Genomic DNA, 14,653 nt, shown 5'->3' with positions numbered 1-14,653 from the left:
TTGACCATCTTCAATTGATTGCGATCAATTGCAGCAACATCATCCTCAGGGTAGAAAGCAGCATGACCGACAACAGCCTTGCTTCGACCAAGCTCACTGCCCGATTAAACGCGCTGGCTAACCCCACCCGGTTTCTGGCGCTGGTGGCCCGTGTTCTGCCGTGGATGGCGGGAATAACCGTTGTTCTGCTGGCCGTCGGCCTGACGCTCGCCTTCACCACCGAGGGCGATTATCAGCAGGGCGACACGGTGCGGATCATGTATATCCATGTGCCCGCTGCCTGGCTGGCGATGATGTGCTATTCGGTCATGGCGGTCTCCGCCATCGGCACGCTGGTCTGGCGTCATCCGCTGGCCGATGTCAGCCATCGGGCGGCGGCACCATTGGGCGCGGCCTTTACCTTCATCGCGCTGGTCACCGGCTCGCTCTGGGGCCGGCCAATGTGGGGGACATGGTGGGCCTGGGGCGATGCCCGCCTGACCTCGGTGTTCATTCTATTCCTGATGTATCTGGGCCTGATCGCCCTTAACAGGGCCATGGACGATCCGTCGAAATCGGCGCGGATCAGTTCGGTGCTGATCCTGGTCGGCTTCGTCAATATTCCGATCATCAAATTTTCCGTGGAATGGTGGAATACGCTGCACCAGCCAGCCAGCATCATGAAGCTTGGCGGCCCAAGCGTCGATCCGGAGTTTCTGCGTCCCTTGCTGGTCATGGCCGTGGCCTTCACCCTGCTGTTCTTCACCCTGCATCTGATGGCGATGCGCAACGAGATCTGGCGACGGCGGATCATGGCCCAGCGTCGGCTTGCCGCCCGGATCGCCTCGCAGGAGACCGCGCCATGAAATATGCCTTCTATATCGGCACCGCCTACGGACTGACCGCCGCCGCCATCCTGTTCATGGTCGTCTGGATCTGGCTGGAGGGCCGCGCGCGTCAGAAAGAGTTGAAGGCGCTGGAAGCGGCAGGCATCCGCCGCCGCTCCGACACATCGACAGAAAAGGCAGGCTGATGGCTGAGGACAGGCTGGAAACCGCTGAAAAGCGCGGGCTCTCCCGTTACCTGCTGGCGGCCATTCCGCTTGCGGTTTTTGCGTTGATCGCGGGAACAGCGGGCAAGATGCTCTATGACCAGGATTTCAACGGCAAGAATGTCAGCGACATTCCTTCCGCGCTGATCGGCACCAAAGCGCCTACCCTGAACCTGCCACCGCTGGAGGGCTCCAACCTGCCGGCGCTGACCTCTTCCGCCATCACAGGCAAGCTCACGCTCGTCAATGTGTTTGCCTCCTGGTGTGTCCCCTGCCGGGACGAGCATCCGTTGCTGAAACAGCTGAGCAATGACCCCCGCATCCAGATCGTCGCCATCAACTACAAGGACAAGAGCGACAACGCGCTGAGGTTTTTGGGCGAGCTTGGCAATCCCTACAAAGCCATCGGCATCGACCCGAACGGCAAGGCGGCGATTGACTGGGGTGTCTACGGCATCCCGGAAAGCTATCTCGTCGCGCCGGATGGCACGATTGTTTACAAGCGGGTTGGGCCTTTTGACGCCCAGTCGATAGAACAGGGTCTTTACCCGGCTATCGATCGGGCGCTTGCCGTCAAGGACATTACAGAGCCGCCTGCCAGGCCTTGATCGCATCCACCGGCCAGACCAGCATGATGACATTAAGCGTCAGATTGTCCCGGATCAGATACCCCGTGAGCAACTCGAAAAACACGGCAACGACAATCGTCAGCCAGATCGGCGCGCGGGCAGCAAACAGGAAGCCAAGCGCCATGAACACGGTATCCATCGCCGAATTCAGGATGCTGTCGCCTTCATAGCCGACCGCCATAGTGGCAGCCCGGTAACGGTCGATGATGATGGGGGAGTTTTCCAGCAATTCCCAAGCCGCCTCGATCACGGTGGCCAGCGTCAGACGCTGACCGAATGACCCGCGCCGCAGCACCAGCCAGCCGAGACCGTAAAACAAGAAGCCGTGGATGATATGCGAGGGCGTGTACCAATCGGCCAGGTGTTGGGAATTGCCCGGCGTATTCACGCCCGCCTCGAACAATTTCACGTACCCGCAGGAGCAGATCCAGATCCGGCCCATAAAATGCTCGGCCAAGATCTGTACGGCCAGGATGATGACGGGAACCACCAGCCAGAACGAGGCGGCATGATGGGTTTTCGGCGCTCCCGCCACAGCGGTCACTTGCCGCCCTCTTCCGCCTTGTTTTCCAGGGAATGGCGCATGATCAGCGGCATCTGCGCCAGCGTGAACAGGATGGTGATCGGCATCGTGCCCCAGACCTTGAAATTCACCCAGACATCATTGGTGAAATTGCGCCAGACCACCTCGTTCAGCACAGCGAGGAACAGGAAGAAAATACCCCAGCGCAGGGTCAGCTTGCGCCAGCCCTCGTCATCCAGCTGAAAGGCGGCATTGAAGACATAGCCGAGCAAGGATTTGCCGAACAGCAGCCCACCAAGCAGCACCACGCCAAACAGGGCGTTGACGATGGTTGGCTTCATCTTGATGAACGTATCGTCCTGAAGCCAGATCGATAGCGATCCAAACACCAGCACCACCACGCCGGACACGAAAGGCATGATTGGCAGGTGCTTGAAGACGATCTTGGACACAACAAGCGCCAGCACGGTAGCGACCATGAATAGCGCTGTGGCGATTAGCAGCGGCCCGCCGATGGCGGTCAGAGCCGGAAAATGCGCCGCCAGCCATTCGCCACGCAGATTGCCGAAGAAGAACACCAGCAGAGGGCCAAGCTCCAAGGCCAGCTTCAGCAAGGGGTGATGCTGTTCCGCCGCACTCGGTTGCTGGCCTGCGTTTCCTGCTGTCATGGTATCCTGCTTTGCTCTTCGCGCTTAGTTTTGCGGTTAATACGAAATTGCGTCGAATTTAAAGATCGTGCTTTAGCTTGAGGGACCAAAACCGGCAATGGCGCGGGCAAAATCCTCGGCCTCGAAGGGTTCGAGATCATCCACGCCTTCGCCAACGCCAATGAAATAGACCGGCAATTTGTGCTTGGCGGCGATAGCGACCAGAATGCCGCCACGCGCCGTACCATCCAGCTTGGTCATGATCAGCCCGTTGACACCTGCGACATTGCGGAAAATCTCCACCTGGTTCATGGCGTTCTGGCCGGTGGTCGCATCCAGCGTCTGCAACACGGTATGCGGCGCATCCGGATCAAGCTTGGAGAGAACCCGGACGATCTTTTCCAGCTCGGCCATCAACTCGGTCTTGTTCTGCAACCGGCCCGCCGTATCGATGATCAACACGTCGGATTTCTCAGCCTTGGCCTTCTCGAAAGCGTCATAGGCCAGCCCTGCCGCATCGGCGTCGAGTTTGGTGCCGATAAAGGTGGAGCCGGTGCGATCCGCCCAGATTTTCAGCTGCTCGATGGCCGCCGCCCGAAAGGTATCGCCCGCCGCCAGCATGACCTTCAAGCCGGAGCCGGATAATTTGGCGGCAAGCTTGCCGATGGTCGTGGTCTTTCCCGTGCCGTTGACACCGACAACGAGAATGACATGCGGTTTGTGATTGAGATCCAGTGCCAGCGGCTTTGCCACCGGCTTCAACACCTTGACGATTTCAGCCGCCATGATCCGCGTCACATCCTCGCCGGTCACATCCTTGCCATAGCGCTCGGAAGACAGAGTGGCAGTGACCCGCATGGCGGTCTCGACGCCGAGATCGGCCTGGATCAGCAGATCTTCCAGCTCTTCCAGCGTCTCTTCGTCCAGTTTGCGCTTGGTGAAAAGTGCTGAGATCTGGCCGGTGAGCTGCGAGGAGGTGCGAAACAACCCGGCTTTCAGCCGCTGGAACCAGCTCTGCTTTATCTCAGGTGTTTCGGGCTCCGGCTGAGGCTCGACCACGGTCGAAAAACCTTTGGGCAGGGCGATCTCAGTGCCGGGCGAGGCATCTTCCGCCTCGTCGAGCAGTTCATCGAAAGACGGCGTCGCGTCAGAGGGATGCTCGTCAGCAGCCTCTTCGGCTTCCAGCAGCGAGAGCGGCAGGAGGCTCAGATCATCCGCCGTCACATCATCTTCATCAGCCTGATCTTCGACCAGGTCATCTGAAGGCCCGCCTGCCGTATCGACTTCCTCGGCCAGAACAGGATCTTCGGCCAGCGGCAATTGCTCCACACGGTCATGCGGCTCGCTCTCGGCGGCAATGGCGGCTTTTTCCTCAGTGGAAAGCCCGGCATCTACACCTGTTTCGCTTTGCACACCTGTTTCGCTTGGAACACCTGTTTCGCTTGGCTTGTCCCTGCCAAAGGTGAAGACTTTTTTGATGAATCCAAGCGCCATGATGTTCTTTGCTTTTCGACGTTCAGGCCGCAGCGGCGGCTGACTGTTCAATAATCAGGTGACGTCCATTGTGACCGCCGATCACCGCATCCACAAGGGCACCCGGCAGATGACCCGGAGCGGCCACGAGGGTGAAGTCCTGCGTATGCGCCATTTCGTTACGCTCCACCAGCAGCTTTTGCTGTGAGCCAATCATGCGTTCAAGATGGGCATGATGCAGCTGTTCGGCAACCGCGCGAAGGCTGGCGGCACGCGCTTTCACCAGGGCGCGGTCCAGTTGCGGCATCCGGGCGGCCGGTGTGCCGGGCCGTGGACTATAGGGAAAGACATGCAGATGGGCGATGCCGATCTCTTGCGCCAGACGAGCAGAATTTTCCGCCATCTCCTCGGTTTCGGTCGGGAAACCGGCGATCATGTCGGCACCGAAGCTGAAATCGGGCCGCAGGGCGCGGACCTGTGTGGCAAACGTCAAGGCATCCGCCCGTGAATGGCGGCGTTTCATTCGCTTCAGGATCATGTCGTCACCATGCTGCAACGACAGGTGCAGATGCGGCATGAAACGCGGTTCTTCAGCGATCAGATCGATCAGGTGACGGTCGACCTCGATACTATCGATGGAGGACAGCCGCAGACGCAGAATGTCAGGCACCTGTTTCAACAGCGTCTTGGCCAGCAGGCCCAGGCTGGGCTGACCGGGCAGGTCCGCGCCGTAGCTGGTGGCGTCGACGCCGGTCAGCACCACTTCACGGTAGCCGTTTTCCACCAGCTTGCGGGCCTGTTCCACCACGGCCCCCATTGGCACGGAGCGTGAATTGCCGCGTCCATAGGGAATGATGCAGAAGGTGCAGCGATGGTCGCAGCCGTTCTGCACCTGAAGGAAACCACGCACATGGCCGTCGATATGGCTGACCATCTGCGGTGCGGTCTCCGTCACGCTCATAATGTCGTTGACGCGCAGCTTTTCCGCCGCAGCCACGCCGAAGTCGGGCAAGGCCCGGTAATGTTCGGCCTTCAGCTTTTCCTCATTGCCCAGCACCAGATCCACTTCCGGCATGGCGGCAAAGCCTGCGGCATCGGTCTGGGCGGCACAGCCGGTAACGATAATCCGCGCCTGCGGGTTTTCACGCCGAGCCCGGCGGATGGCCTGGCGGGCCTGACGCACCGCCTCGCCCGTCACCGCACAGGTATTGACCAGAATGGCCTGGTCAAGGCCCGCCTTTTCGGCCTCCGCCTTCATCACTTCCGATTCGTAGGTATTGAGGCGGCAGCCGAAGGTGATGACGTTTACGCCGCTCACGAGACCGAGGCCTCGTGGCCTACCTGCTGTTCACGCTGCCAGGCGCCGGTTTGCGGATCGAGCTGTCCAGCCCATTCCCATTCTGCCGCACCGGTCATGATCACATGCCCGTCACGCTCGCGCCATTCGATGTCGAGGGCTTGGCGGTTGGGGCTGGAGGCGACGGTGATCGTCACTTTGCGCTCCGTACGTCCGGTGCGCGCAGCGGAAACGCCCGCAGCACAAGCGGCGGAACCGCAGGCCAGCGTCAGACCCGCCCCGCGCTCCCAGGTGCGGGTGGTCATCGTGGTCCTTGATGTCACTTGCGCCAGGGTAATATTGGCCTTTTCGGGAAACAGCGGATGGTTTTCGAGCAGCGGCCCGAACCGTTCCAGATCATAGGACATCGGGTCGCGGTCCACCCAGAACACCGCATGCGGATTGCCCATCGACATCACGGCAGGCGAATGCAGCACCGGCGCATCGATCGGCCCGATCTGCAATTCGATCCGGCTGGTATCGTGAAACTCTTCCGACAGCGGGATGCGGTTCCAGTCGAACACCGGAACACCCATATCCACGGACACCGAGCCGTCTTCATGCTCGGTAGCATTGAGAATGCCAGCCAGCGTCTGGAAGGTGAAAGCCTTCAGACCGGTTTCCGCCGACAATGCCTGCACCACGCAGCGCGTACCATTGCCGCAGGCCTGCGCCAGCGTGCCATCGCAATTGATAATGTCGATATAGGCAAAAGTACCCGCCAGCTTGGGATCGTGGATCGCCATGATCTGGTCGAAATGGGTTTCAGCGTCGCCCGCCAGCGCAATGGCCGCCTGCGGCGTGACCCGGTCGGTGCGGCCACGCATGTCGACGACCAGGATCTTGTTGCCAAGCCCGTTCATCTTCGCGAATTCGACCCGATTGCCCATAGCCTTCCTGTCCTGCGGTTGTTGAGCGCTATATGGCGCAATTTCACTGGAATTACCAGTGGCAGCAGGGCTCAACCGGCAGGCACATCAAACACCTGGCCAGCCTGCAAAGGCCGGAACCGTTCGGGCGCAATGCCCGCCGCTTCCAACGCAACGGCCAGATGGTCCGCCGGCTCCGTGATCGGCTCATCGGTCAGCTGGAACGTTCCGAAATGATGGCCGATGGCAAAAGAGGCATTGCAGAGCATGAAGCCCTCCACCGCCTCCTGAGGGTTCTGATGCTGGCCGCGCATGAACCAGCGCGGCTCATAGGCGCCAATCGGCAGGATAGCCAACCGGAAACCGCCATATTTCCGGGCCGCTGCCCGGTAATTGATGCCATCGTGAAAGCCGGTATCGCCGATATGGTAAATCTTGCCGGCAGGCGTTTCGAGCACAAAGGCCGCCCACAGCGCCATGCGCCGATCCCTTGCGCCGCGCGCCGACCAGTGATGGCAGGGTTCTGCGGTCACACGGGTATCGATACTGACCGCTAAATGCTGCCCCCAATCCAGCACGCTGACATGGGCCAGAGGCACGGCGCGGCGAATAGTGACATCATTGCCCAACGGCGTGACGAAATGCGGCGCAAATGCGTGATGCAGGCGCGCCAGCGTCTTTCCGTCCAGATGATCGTAATGATTATGGGTGATCAGCACCACATCGATGGGCGGCAGGTCATTCAGCCGGATTCCTGGCGCGATCGCTCGCTTCGGTCCGGCAAATGCAACCGGGCTGGCCCGGTCGGACCAGACAGGATCGGTCAGAATATTGAGTCCGCCAACCTGGATCAGCATCGAGGCATGGCCGATCATGGTCACCCGCAGGTCTTTGCCCTCGACACGCGGCACGGGCCGAGCCTGCCCTTCCGGCAACTCGACCTGCTTGGGCCAGCGAGCGCGCTGCCCATTGAGCTTCCAGCGCATCACGGAGTTAAAGCCGAAGGGCACGATACCGCCAGGATTGAAAAAACGGGTTCCATCGAAATGGTCGGAAACCGGACCGCGATAATAGGGATTTTTTGTCATGACATCTTCAATTGTTAAAATCGATGACTTCCCTGGAAGTCATAATAACCGAGCGTCCGGCTGGTTCAGATTGAACCGGCCAGGCTCTCGGCTCTCTTGTTTTCATTTGTTTTTTCGAGAAAATCGGTCTCCACTTTTCCCTGATAAACTCTAGATATGGATTACAACCGTTTTTTGGCAAATAGGACATATGTATGTATTTGATAAAAATAGCTGTTCTGATCACGTCCTTGGCTTTTGCGTTCGCCCTGCCGGCATGGGCGCAAAATATCCCCGCCCCCATTCACGGCGTAACCTTTGAAGAATGGGCCGCCGCCAACGCCCGTATCGCCAACAATATGGACAGAAGCGAGGTTGAGAAAATACTGGGCGTGACCGAAACCCAATTTCAGGACGTCGATGCCGGCTTTACCAAGGCATGGAAAGAATCGCCCGATCCGCAACGCGAATTCTCCCGTCTCTATGGCGAGGCCTTTGCCAATCCCAACAGCGGTCGCTTTGCCCAAGCCCCGATGCAGGTGGCACAGAAAGGCAAGCTTGCGACCTTTGAAGACTATGCGAGAGTTCAAGGTCATCTGCAAGCAGCTGTCAAATTCGGCATCGACCCACAGAAGGTTCTCGAGGAACACGGCCTTACCGTCTACGAATTCTCGCAGGAGGCCGGACAATGGGTTCAAAAACTCGCGGCCCAGGCAAATGCCGGAGGAGACGGCCAATCGATCATGCAATGGCATGACAGGCTGGCCTTCTATGAAGCCGAGTACAGCAAGCGCTACGCAAAACAGTAAGACATCCGCGTCTGAGGCCCTCACCCGCGCCGCTCAAGGCAAAGCATTCTTGACTCCTGCGGCATTTTGCTGTTTACCCCTCCCAAATCTGCGACGAGACATGACTCCGAGCCGCCGACCGGGACCCGTAAAGGTATAAAGAGTTCCCGGAGGTCAACACCCGACAGCGCGATGCGCCCTCGGGTGATTTTTGGCTTTGCGTCTTGTTTTTGGCACAGGAAAACCCGAGGTTTGGGGCAACCCAACCCATGAGGATGATGCGATGTTTGAGAACCTGCAGGACCGTCTTGGCTCCATCTTGAATGGACTGACCGGCCGTGGCGCGTTGTCGGAAGCCGATGTTTCCGCCGCCCTGCGGGAGGTTCGCCGCGCCCTGCTGGAAGCCGACGTCGCCCTGGAAGTGGTGCGCAGCTTCACCGACAAGGTGCGGGAAAAGGCGGTTGGCGCCGCTGTTTTGAAAGCCATCAAGCCCGGCCAGATGGTCGTCAAGATCGTCCATGACGAATTGGTCGACATGCTCGGCGCCGAGGGCGTGTCTATCGACCTGCACGCACCGGCCCCTGTTGTGATCATGATGGTCGGCCTTCAGGGCTCGGGCAAAACCACGACGACCGGCAAGATCGCCAAGCGGTTGACCGACCGCGACCGCAAGAAGGTCTTGATGGCCTCGCTGGACACCCGCCGTCCCGCCGCCCAGGAACAATTGCGGCAATTGGGCGTGCAGACCGGCGTCGATACACTGCCCATCATTGCCGGCCAGTCACCGACCGATATTGCCAGCCGTGCCGTGCAGGCAGCCAAGCTGGGCGGCCATGACGTGGTCATTCTCGACACCGCTGGCCGTACGCATATCGATGAGCCCTTGATGGTCGAAATGGCCGACATCAAGAAAAATGCGAGGCCGCACGAAATTCTGCTGGTCGCCGATGCGCTGACTGGCCAGGACGCCGTCAATCTGGCCCGCAATTTCGATGAGCGCGTCGGCATTACCGGCCTGGTGCTGACCCGTATGGACGGCGATGGCCGTGGCGGCGCGGCCCTTTCCATGCGTGCTGTCACCGGCAAGCCGATCAAGCTGATCGGCGTCGGCGAAAAAATGACGGAGCTGGATGAATTCCATCCGCGCCGGATCGCCGACCGTATTCTCGGCATGGGCGACATCGTTTCGCTGGTCGAAAAGGCCGCTGAAAATATCGACGCCGAAAAGGCAGCCGCCATGGCCGCCAAGATGGCCAAGGGCAAGTTCGATCTCGACGACCTGGCCGACCAGCTGCGCCAGATGCAGAAAATGGGCGGCATGGGCGGCATTATGGGCCTGATGCCCGGCATGGCCGGAATGAAGGACAAGATGGCGGCGTCAGGCATGGACGACAAGATGTTCGGCCGCCAGATCGCCATCATTTCCTCAATGACCAAGGCCGAGCGTACCAATCCCGATATTCTCAAGCATTCCCGCAAGAAGCGCATTGCCAAGGGCTCCGGCACCGATGCGTCGGAGATCAACAAGCTTTTGAAAATGCATCGCCAGATGGCCGACATGATGAAAATGATGGGCGGCAAGAAGGGCGGCGGCATGATGAAGCAGCTGATGGGCGGCCTGGCCGGAAAGATGGGCATGGGCGGAATGGGGGGTGGAATGGGCGGCATGCCGGATCTCAGTTCCATGGACCCCAAGCAGCTGGAAGCGCTGGCGCGCCAGGCTGAAGCCGCCGGTATCAAGCCACCACCGGGCCTTGGTGGCTTGGCAGGTGGAATGGGTGGCGGACTTCCCGGCCTGGGTGGTGGAAAATTGCCCGGTCTTGGTGGAGGCTTCCCAGGCCTTCCCGGCCTCCCAAAGAAGAAGTGAGGATAGCTGCCGATGTCCCTTCCCGTGTTTGATACTGCCATCAGACAGGAACTTGCCGGTTACCGCCAGTCGATTGACAATATCGACGCGGCACTGGTGCATATGCTGGCCGAACGCTTCCGCTGCACACAGGCAGTGGGCGTGCTGAAAGCCAAATACGACCTTCCGGCCGCCGATCCGGCGCGGGAGGAATACCAGATCGAACGTTTGCGGCAGCTTGCCAAGGACGCCCAACTCGACCCGGATTTTGCCGAGACTTTCCTGAATTTCATTATCAAGGAAGTTATCCGGCATCATGAAGCCATTGCGGCTGAACATAGCAGTCAAACGGAACAGACCGCCTGACGGCGGCCTCAACAACATACCGGACGCAACAGACCGCGCCGGTTAAAAACCAAGGAGTATACCCATGTCCCTCAAGATTCGTCTCGCCCGCGGCGGCTCCAAGAAGCGTCCTTACTACCAGATCGTTATCGCCGACGCCCGTTCGCCACGCGATGGCCGTTTCCTGGAAAAGGTTGGTTCCTGGAACCCAATGCTCGGCAAGGACAATGAAAAGCGCGTTGAACTGAACGCTGACCGTATCAAGGAATGGATTGCCAAGGGCGCACAGCCGACCGACCGCGTTCTGAAGTTCCTTGCAGAAGCTGGCCTGGCTGAACGCGCTGCACGCAGCAACCCTGAAAAGGCAAAGCCCGGCAAGCGCGCTGTTGAGCGTCTGGCTGAAAAGAAGCAGAAGGCTGATGCCCTGGCTGCTGCTACTGCCGAAGCCGCTGAATAATCGGTTTGAAATGATTTGACCGACGGGCGGCATGGTTTCATGTCGCCCGTTTGTCGTTTATCCTTCGTCCGCTTCTACCCAATTTCAAACAGCCCCCCGACTGTCGCCAAGGACCTTCATCCGCCATGACCAAGCTTGAAAATCCCGTGCTGATGGCCGTTATCGGTGCCGCCCAAGGCCTCCGTGGCGAAGTGCGGGTGAAATCCTTCACTGCCTACCCGATGGCGCTGGGCGACTACGGCAAACTGCATGCCGCAGATGGCCGGATCTTCGAGGTGCTGGATATTCGTGAGGCCAAAACCGTTGTCGTGGTGCGCTTTCGCGGCGTCAATGACCGCAATGCCGCCGAAGCCTTGAACGGGTTGGAATTGTTTATCGAGCGCAGCGCGCTGCCCGATGAAGAACTTGATGACGATGAATTCTACTATGCCGACCTGGAGGGTCTGGCGGTGGTGGATGCCGAAGGCAATAGCTACGGCACCGTAACGGCAGTGTTCGATTTCGGCGCAGGCGATCTGCTGGAAGTAAAAGGACCGGGCAAGCGCCCCGTTCTTGTGCCGTTTTCCGAGGCTGCCGTGCTGGAAATCGATCTGGAGGAAGGCAAGCTGTTGATCGATCCCGAGGCAGCAGGCCTGAAGGACGACGGGAGCGAGGAACCGTTCAGCGCCGATGGCAAGCCGAAGAGCGGCGGTCGCTGATATGACATTTCAGGCAACTGTGCTGACGCTCTATCCGGAGATGTTTCCGGGGCATCTCGGCGTGTCGCTGGCGGGCCGGGCGCTGGAGCGCGGCCAATGGGCCATGGAGGCGGTGCAGATCCGCGATTTTGCCAGTGACAAGCACCGCAGCGTTGATGACACGCCCGCCGGTGGCGGTGCAGGCATGGTGCTGAAACCGGATGTGCTGGCCAGAGCCATCGACAGTCTGGGAGATGACACCCTTGGCAGTGAGAGGCGCCCCCGTCTATTGATGAGCCCGCGGGGCAGGCCCCTCACCCAGAAACGGGTCCGCGAAATCGCTGGAGGTACCGGCGTGGTGATCGTCTGCGGACGGTTCGAAGGTGTCGACCAGCGGGTCATCGAGGCCCGCAATCTGGAGGAAGTCTCCATCGGCGATTATATTCTCTCAGGCGGAGAGCCTGCGGCCCTGACACTTCTGGACGCCGTGGTGCGCATCATCCCCGGCGTGATGGGCAATGACCTGTCTGGCCTGCATGAAAGCTTCGAGGGCGGGTTGCTGGAACATCCGCATTATACCCGTCCGCAAGTCTTTGAGGGCCGGGAGATCCCGGCAGTGCTGACCTCGGGCAATCACGGTGCCATCGAGGCCTGGCGCCAGGAGCAATCCGAGACACTGACCCGCGAGCGGCGGCCCGATTTGCTCTCTCAGCCCTCCACCAATCACCCCCAGGCCAATCAGCCTTTAAAAAAGTAGTAGATCGCCAGCGACAGGCCAGCGGCGATCACCAACCAGCGCAGCAATGTCTGCGGCGCGCGTTTGGCCATGTGCACACCGGCATAGCCGCCCAGTGCCGCCGCCGGCAGCATGATGCCCGCATGCAGCCACGACACCGCGCCAGCCGTTGCAAACACCAGGATGGCAATCGCGGCGATAACGATGGCCAACAGATTTTTCAGCGCGTTCAGATGGTGGTAGTCACCGCCGCTGGCAAATTGCAGCGAGGCCAGCATCATAATGCCCATGCCCGCTCCGAAAAATCCGCCATAGACGGAGGTGATGCCTTGCAGCAGCAATCCGAGCACGTTGGCGGGGTGCTGCTTATCGGCCTTGCGCCTCAGCCGGGGGCCAAGCGCAAACACCAGCGTTGCCATCAGCAACAGCCATGGCACCAGGCGGCTGAAGGTGGGATTGGAAAGGGAAATCAGGATCAACGCACCGACCACCGAACCCACGGCTGAAATTATCGACAGCAGCGCAGCACTTTTCCAATGGGCAGCGATTTCGCGCCGATAGGCGAGCGTCGAGGTGATATAACCGGGAAACTGAATGATGGACGAGGTCGCATTGGCCGTGACCGAGGGCAGGCCTGCCAGGGTCAGCACCCCGAAAGTCAGGAAGGTTCCGCCGCCGGCAATGGCATTGACAACCGCCGAGAAAAACCCGGCGGCAAACATCAGACTGATGATTTCTATCGACATGAATGGCTCCCCCCGCGCCGTTATTGCAACAGCCCGCCGCCTGCGCAAGTCGGCAACCCGAGCAAAATTCTTGGGGCCAAGGGATGACAAGCAGGACCGATTGGTATAAGGGCAGGCGCGGAAACGGGTGTTATCCCGTTAACGAGACTGAAAAGACCGAAAACAAAGAACTGCGAAACCGCTCCCGCCGCAAGGCGTCATCCCGAGGCTATGACCCAGGGATGAGGGATGAGCGCTCTGGCTGTTTCAGAAGAACTTGAAAAGGTTAAACCGATGAACATCATTCAGCAGCTAGAAGCCGAACAGGCCGCCAAGATCGAAGCCAAGCGCACCCTGCCGGAATTTTCTCCTGGCGATACGCTGCGCGTCAACGTCCGCGTCACGGAAGGCAACCGTACCCGCGTACAGGCCTATGAAGGCGTATGCATTGCCCGCTCCGGCGGCAGCATCAACGAAAGCTTCACCGTTCGCAAGATTTCCTATGGCGAAGGCGTCGAGCGCGTTTTCCCGGTCTATTCGCCGCTGGTTGAAAGCGTCGAAGTGGTTCGTCGCGGTAAGGTCCGTCGCGCCAAGCTCTACTACCTGCGCGACCGTCGCGGCAAATCCGCTCGTATCGTTGAAAACACCGGCACCCGCGCCCGCAAGCTGAACGACGCCGAGCGCGCCGCACTTGCCGAGGAAAAGGCCCGCCTGGAAGCCGAAAAGGTTGCAGCAGCACAGGCTCTGGCCGCTGAAAAGGCCGCAGCAGAAGCCGCCGAAAAGGCTGCCGCTGCTGAAGCCGAAGCTGCAAAGGCAGCCGAAGGTTCGGCTGAATAAGTCTGGCATAATCTTTCTGAAAAAGGCGGTCTTCGGGCCGCCTTTTTTGTTGCCGCCCGCTCATTCAGCACATTGGCAACACAGGGACAGCACAGGAACAACCCTGCGGCCACGCGACGCAGGGCCGTTGCCAGACATTGATCTTGAAACATCGCGGTCTCCCCCTTACTGCTGATTGAACAGTGGCGTTTCGACAAAACCGCCATGATCAAGGGAAAGCGATGCGGGCAGGGCAAGACCATTTCCAGAAAAAGTGGAATGTCTTCATGACATGGCGCATAGTGGTGCATGCCTTGTGCATGATCGCTGTTGTCGCCATCGGCTTTGCCCATAAAACCCCTCAGGCCTTGGCAGCACCGCAAATCCCGACGGAATTTGCCTCCTATACCCTGCCGGATGGTTCGCTGCCGGTCCTGTGCATCTCCAGCCAAACCTCCTTTGCGCCTGAAGATCACGGCAAAGCCCACGGGCATCTATCCCAAAACGGCTGCGAAGCCTGCCGTATCGGCGCCTCCATCCTCTTGCCCATGCCTGCGGATACGATTGGCGTGGCGGCCAGAGCCAGTCTTGAAACGGCAAGTCCGCCTTTTCAAGCGCCCGTCATCTTCAGGATCTTCCCCCCCAATAGCGCCCCCCGCGCTCCACCCTTGGCTGACATCTGATCCGGC

The 14,653-nt window shown here is 59.6% G+C and carries 18 protein-coding genes; 11 read left to right on the top strand and 7 right to left on the bottom strand.

The genetic code is table 11. The annotated features are described in order from the left end of the window. Positions 1 to 62 precede the first annotated feature (62 nt). From V6582_RS11835 to V6582_RS11825, 3 genes are read left to right on the top strand one after another with little or no spacing between them, the layout of a single operon-like run. The gene (locus V6582_RS11835; RefSeq protein ID WP_156631318.1) at positions 63 to 845 is read left to right on the top strand and encodes a heme ABC transporter permease; all 783 of its coding nucleotides are present in this window, start codon (positions 63 to 65) and stop codon (positions 843 to 845) included. Continuing rightward, positions 842 to 1,012, top strand: coding sequence for a heme exporter protein CcmD (ccmD, locus tag V6582_RS11830; protein ID WP_156631319.1), 171 nt, complete (start codon positions 842 to 844; stop codon positions 1,010 to 1,012). Before V6582_RS11835 ends, ccmD begins: the two co-directional genes overlap by 4 nt. After that, positions 1,012 to 1,638: a DsbE family thiol:disulfide interchange protein gene (locus V6582_RS11825; RefSeq protein ID WP_156631320.1), complete on the top strand. Its 627-nt coding sequence runs from the start codon at positions 1,012 to 1,014 to the stop codon at positions 1,636 to 1,638. The genes ccmD and V6582_RS11825 overlap by 1 nt, the downstream gene beginning before the upstream one ends. On the opposite strand, the gene V6582_RS11820 is transcribed toward V6582_RS11825, so the two are convergent. The 6 genes from V6582_RS11820 to V6582_RS11795 all read right to left on the bottom strand — a co-directional run bounded on the left by V6582_RS11820 (position 1,613) and on the right by V6582_RS11795 (position 7,595). Continuing rightward, positions 1,613 to 2,194 carry a DUF2585 domain-containing protein gene (locus V6582_RS11820; protein ID WP_337739223.1) on the bottom strand — a complete coding sequence of 194 codons (582 nt, stop codon included), beginning with the start codon at positions 2,192 to 2,194 and terminating at the stop codon, positions 1,613 to 1,615. The two genes, V6582_RS11825 and V6582_RS11820, sit on opposite strands and share 26 nt — an antisense overlap. Positions 2,195 to 2,199: 5 nt before the next feature. Further along, on the bottom strand, positions 2,200 to 2,850 hold the full coding sequence (locus V6582_RS11815) for a septation protein A (protein WP_070164282.1): 651 nt from the start codon (positions 2,848 to 2,850) through the stop codon (positions 2,200 to 2,202). Positions 2,851 to 2,922: 72 nt separating this feature from the next. Continuing rightward, positions 2,923 to 4,323: a signal recognition particle-docking protein FtsY gene (gene ftsY / locus V6582_RS11810; protein ID WP_156631321.1), complete on the bottom strand. Its 1,401-nt coding sequence runs from the start codon at positions 4,321 to 4,323 to the stop codon at positions 2,923 to 2,925. 22 nt (positions 4,324 to 4,345) lie between these two features. After that, entirely contained in the window at positions 4,346 to 5,620 is a 1,275-nt protein-coding gene (gene mtaB / locus V6582_RS11805) for a tRNA (N(6)-L-threonylcarbamoyladenosine(37)-C(2))-methylthiotransferase MtaB (protein ID WP_337739210.1), read from the bottom strand. Next, positions 5,617 to 6,528 (bottom strand): diaminopimelate epimerase, encoded by a 912-nt coding sequence (dapF, locus tag V6582_RS11800; protein WP_156631322.1) that lies wholly within the window; start codon positions 6,526 to 6,528, stop codon positions 5,617 to 5,619. Before dapF ends, mtaB begins: the two co-directional genes overlap by 4 nt. A gap of 71 nt (positions 6,529 to 6,599) precedes the next feature. Then, positions 6,600 to 7,595, bottom strand: coding sequence for an MBL fold metallo-hydrolase (locus V6582_RS11795; RefSeq protein ID WP_156631323.1), 996 nt, complete (start codon positions 7,593 to 7,595; stop codon positions 6,600 to 6,602). A gap of 194 nt (positions 7,596 to 7,789) precedes the next feature. Here V6582_RS11795 and V6582_RS11790 point away from each other — a divergent pair, with 194 nt between their 5' ends. From V6582_RS11790 to trmD, 6 genes are all read left to right on the top strand, one after another. Then, positions 7,790 to 8,383 (top strand): hypothetical protein, encoded by a 594-nt coding sequence (locus V6582_RS11790; protein ID WP_156631324.1) that lies wholly within the window; start codon positions 7,790 to 7,792, stop codon positions 8,381 to 8,383. 262 nt (positions 8,384 to 8,645) lie between these two features. After that, the gene (ffh, locus tag V6582_RS11785) at positions 8,646 to 10,229 is read left to right on the top strand and encodes a signal recognition particle protein (RefSeq protein WP_156631325.1); all 1,584 of its coding nucleotides are present in this window, start codon (positions 8,646 to 8,648) and stop codon (positions 10,227 to 10,229) included. 12 nt (positions 10,230 to 10,241) lie between these two features. Further along, on the top strand, positions 10,242 to 10,574 hold the full coding sequence (locus V6582_RS11780; RefSeq protein WP_015917457.1) for a chorismate mutase: 333 nt from the start codon (positions 10,242 to 10,244) through the stop codon (positions 10,572 to 10,574). Positions 10,575 to 10,638: 64 nt separating this feature from the next. Then, on the top strand, positions 10,639 to 11,010 hold the full coding sequence (rpsP, locus tag V6582_RS11775) for a 30S ribosomal protein S16 (protein WP_015917458.1): 372 nt from the start codon (positions 10,639 to 10,641) through the stop codon (positions 11,008 to 11,010). Between the two features lie 125 nt (positions 11,011 to 11,135). Beyond that, positions 11,136 to 11,708, top strand: coding sequence for a ribosome maturation factor RimM (gene rimM, locus V6582_RS11770; RefSeq protein ID WP_156631326.1), 573 nt, complete (start codon positions 11,136 to 11,138; stop codon positions 11,706 to 11,708). 1 nt (position 11,709) lies between these two features. After that, the gene (trmD, locus tag V6582_RS11765; RefSeq protein ID WP_156631327.1) at positions 11,710 to 12,444 is read left to right on the top strand and encodes a tRNA (guanosine(37)-N1)-methyltransferase TrmD; all 735 of its coding nucleotides are present in this window, start codon (positions 11,710 to 11,712) and stop codon (positions 12,442 to 12,444) included. On the opposite strand, the gene V6582_RS11760 is transcribed toward trmD, so the two are convergent. Further along, positions 12,426 to 13,169: a sulfite exporter TauE/SafE family protein gene (locus V6582_RS11760; RefSeq protein ID WP_156631328.1), complete on the bottom strand. Its 744-nt coding sequence runs from the start codon at positions 13,167 to 13,169 to the stop codon at positions 12,426 to 12,428. The genes trmD and V6582_RS11760 overlap by 19 nt on opposite strands. Positions 13,170 to 13,442: 273 nt before the next feature. On the opposite strand from V6582_RS11760, the gene rplS reads away from it, so the two are divergent. Next, positions 13,443 to 13,985 (top strand): 50S ribosomal protein L19, encoded by a 543-nt coding sequence (gene rplS / locus V6582_RS11755; RefSeq protein ID WP_156541360.1) that lies wholly within the window; start codon positions 13,443 to 13,445, stop codon positions 13,983 to 13,985. A 266-nt stretch (positions 13,986 to 14,251) separates the two neighbouring features. Next, positions 14,252 to 14,647, top strand: coding sequence for a DUF2946 family protein (locus tag V6582_RS11750; protein ID WP_156631329.1), 396 nt, complete (start codon positions 14,252 to 14,254; stop codon positions 14,645 to 14,647). The last annotated feature ends 6 nt before the right edge of the window (positions 14,648 to 14,653 follow it).

The sequence above is a fragment of the Agrobacterium vitis genome (genome assembly GCF_037039395.1).
In the GTDB taxonomy this organism is placed as follows: Bacteria; Pseudomonadota; Alphaproteobacteria; order Rhizobiales; family Rhizobiaceae; genus Allorhizobium; species Allorhizobium vitis_E.
The sequence above is the reverse complement of the archived record's forward strand: the minus strand, read 5'-3'. Positions and strand labels throughout refer to the sequence as shown.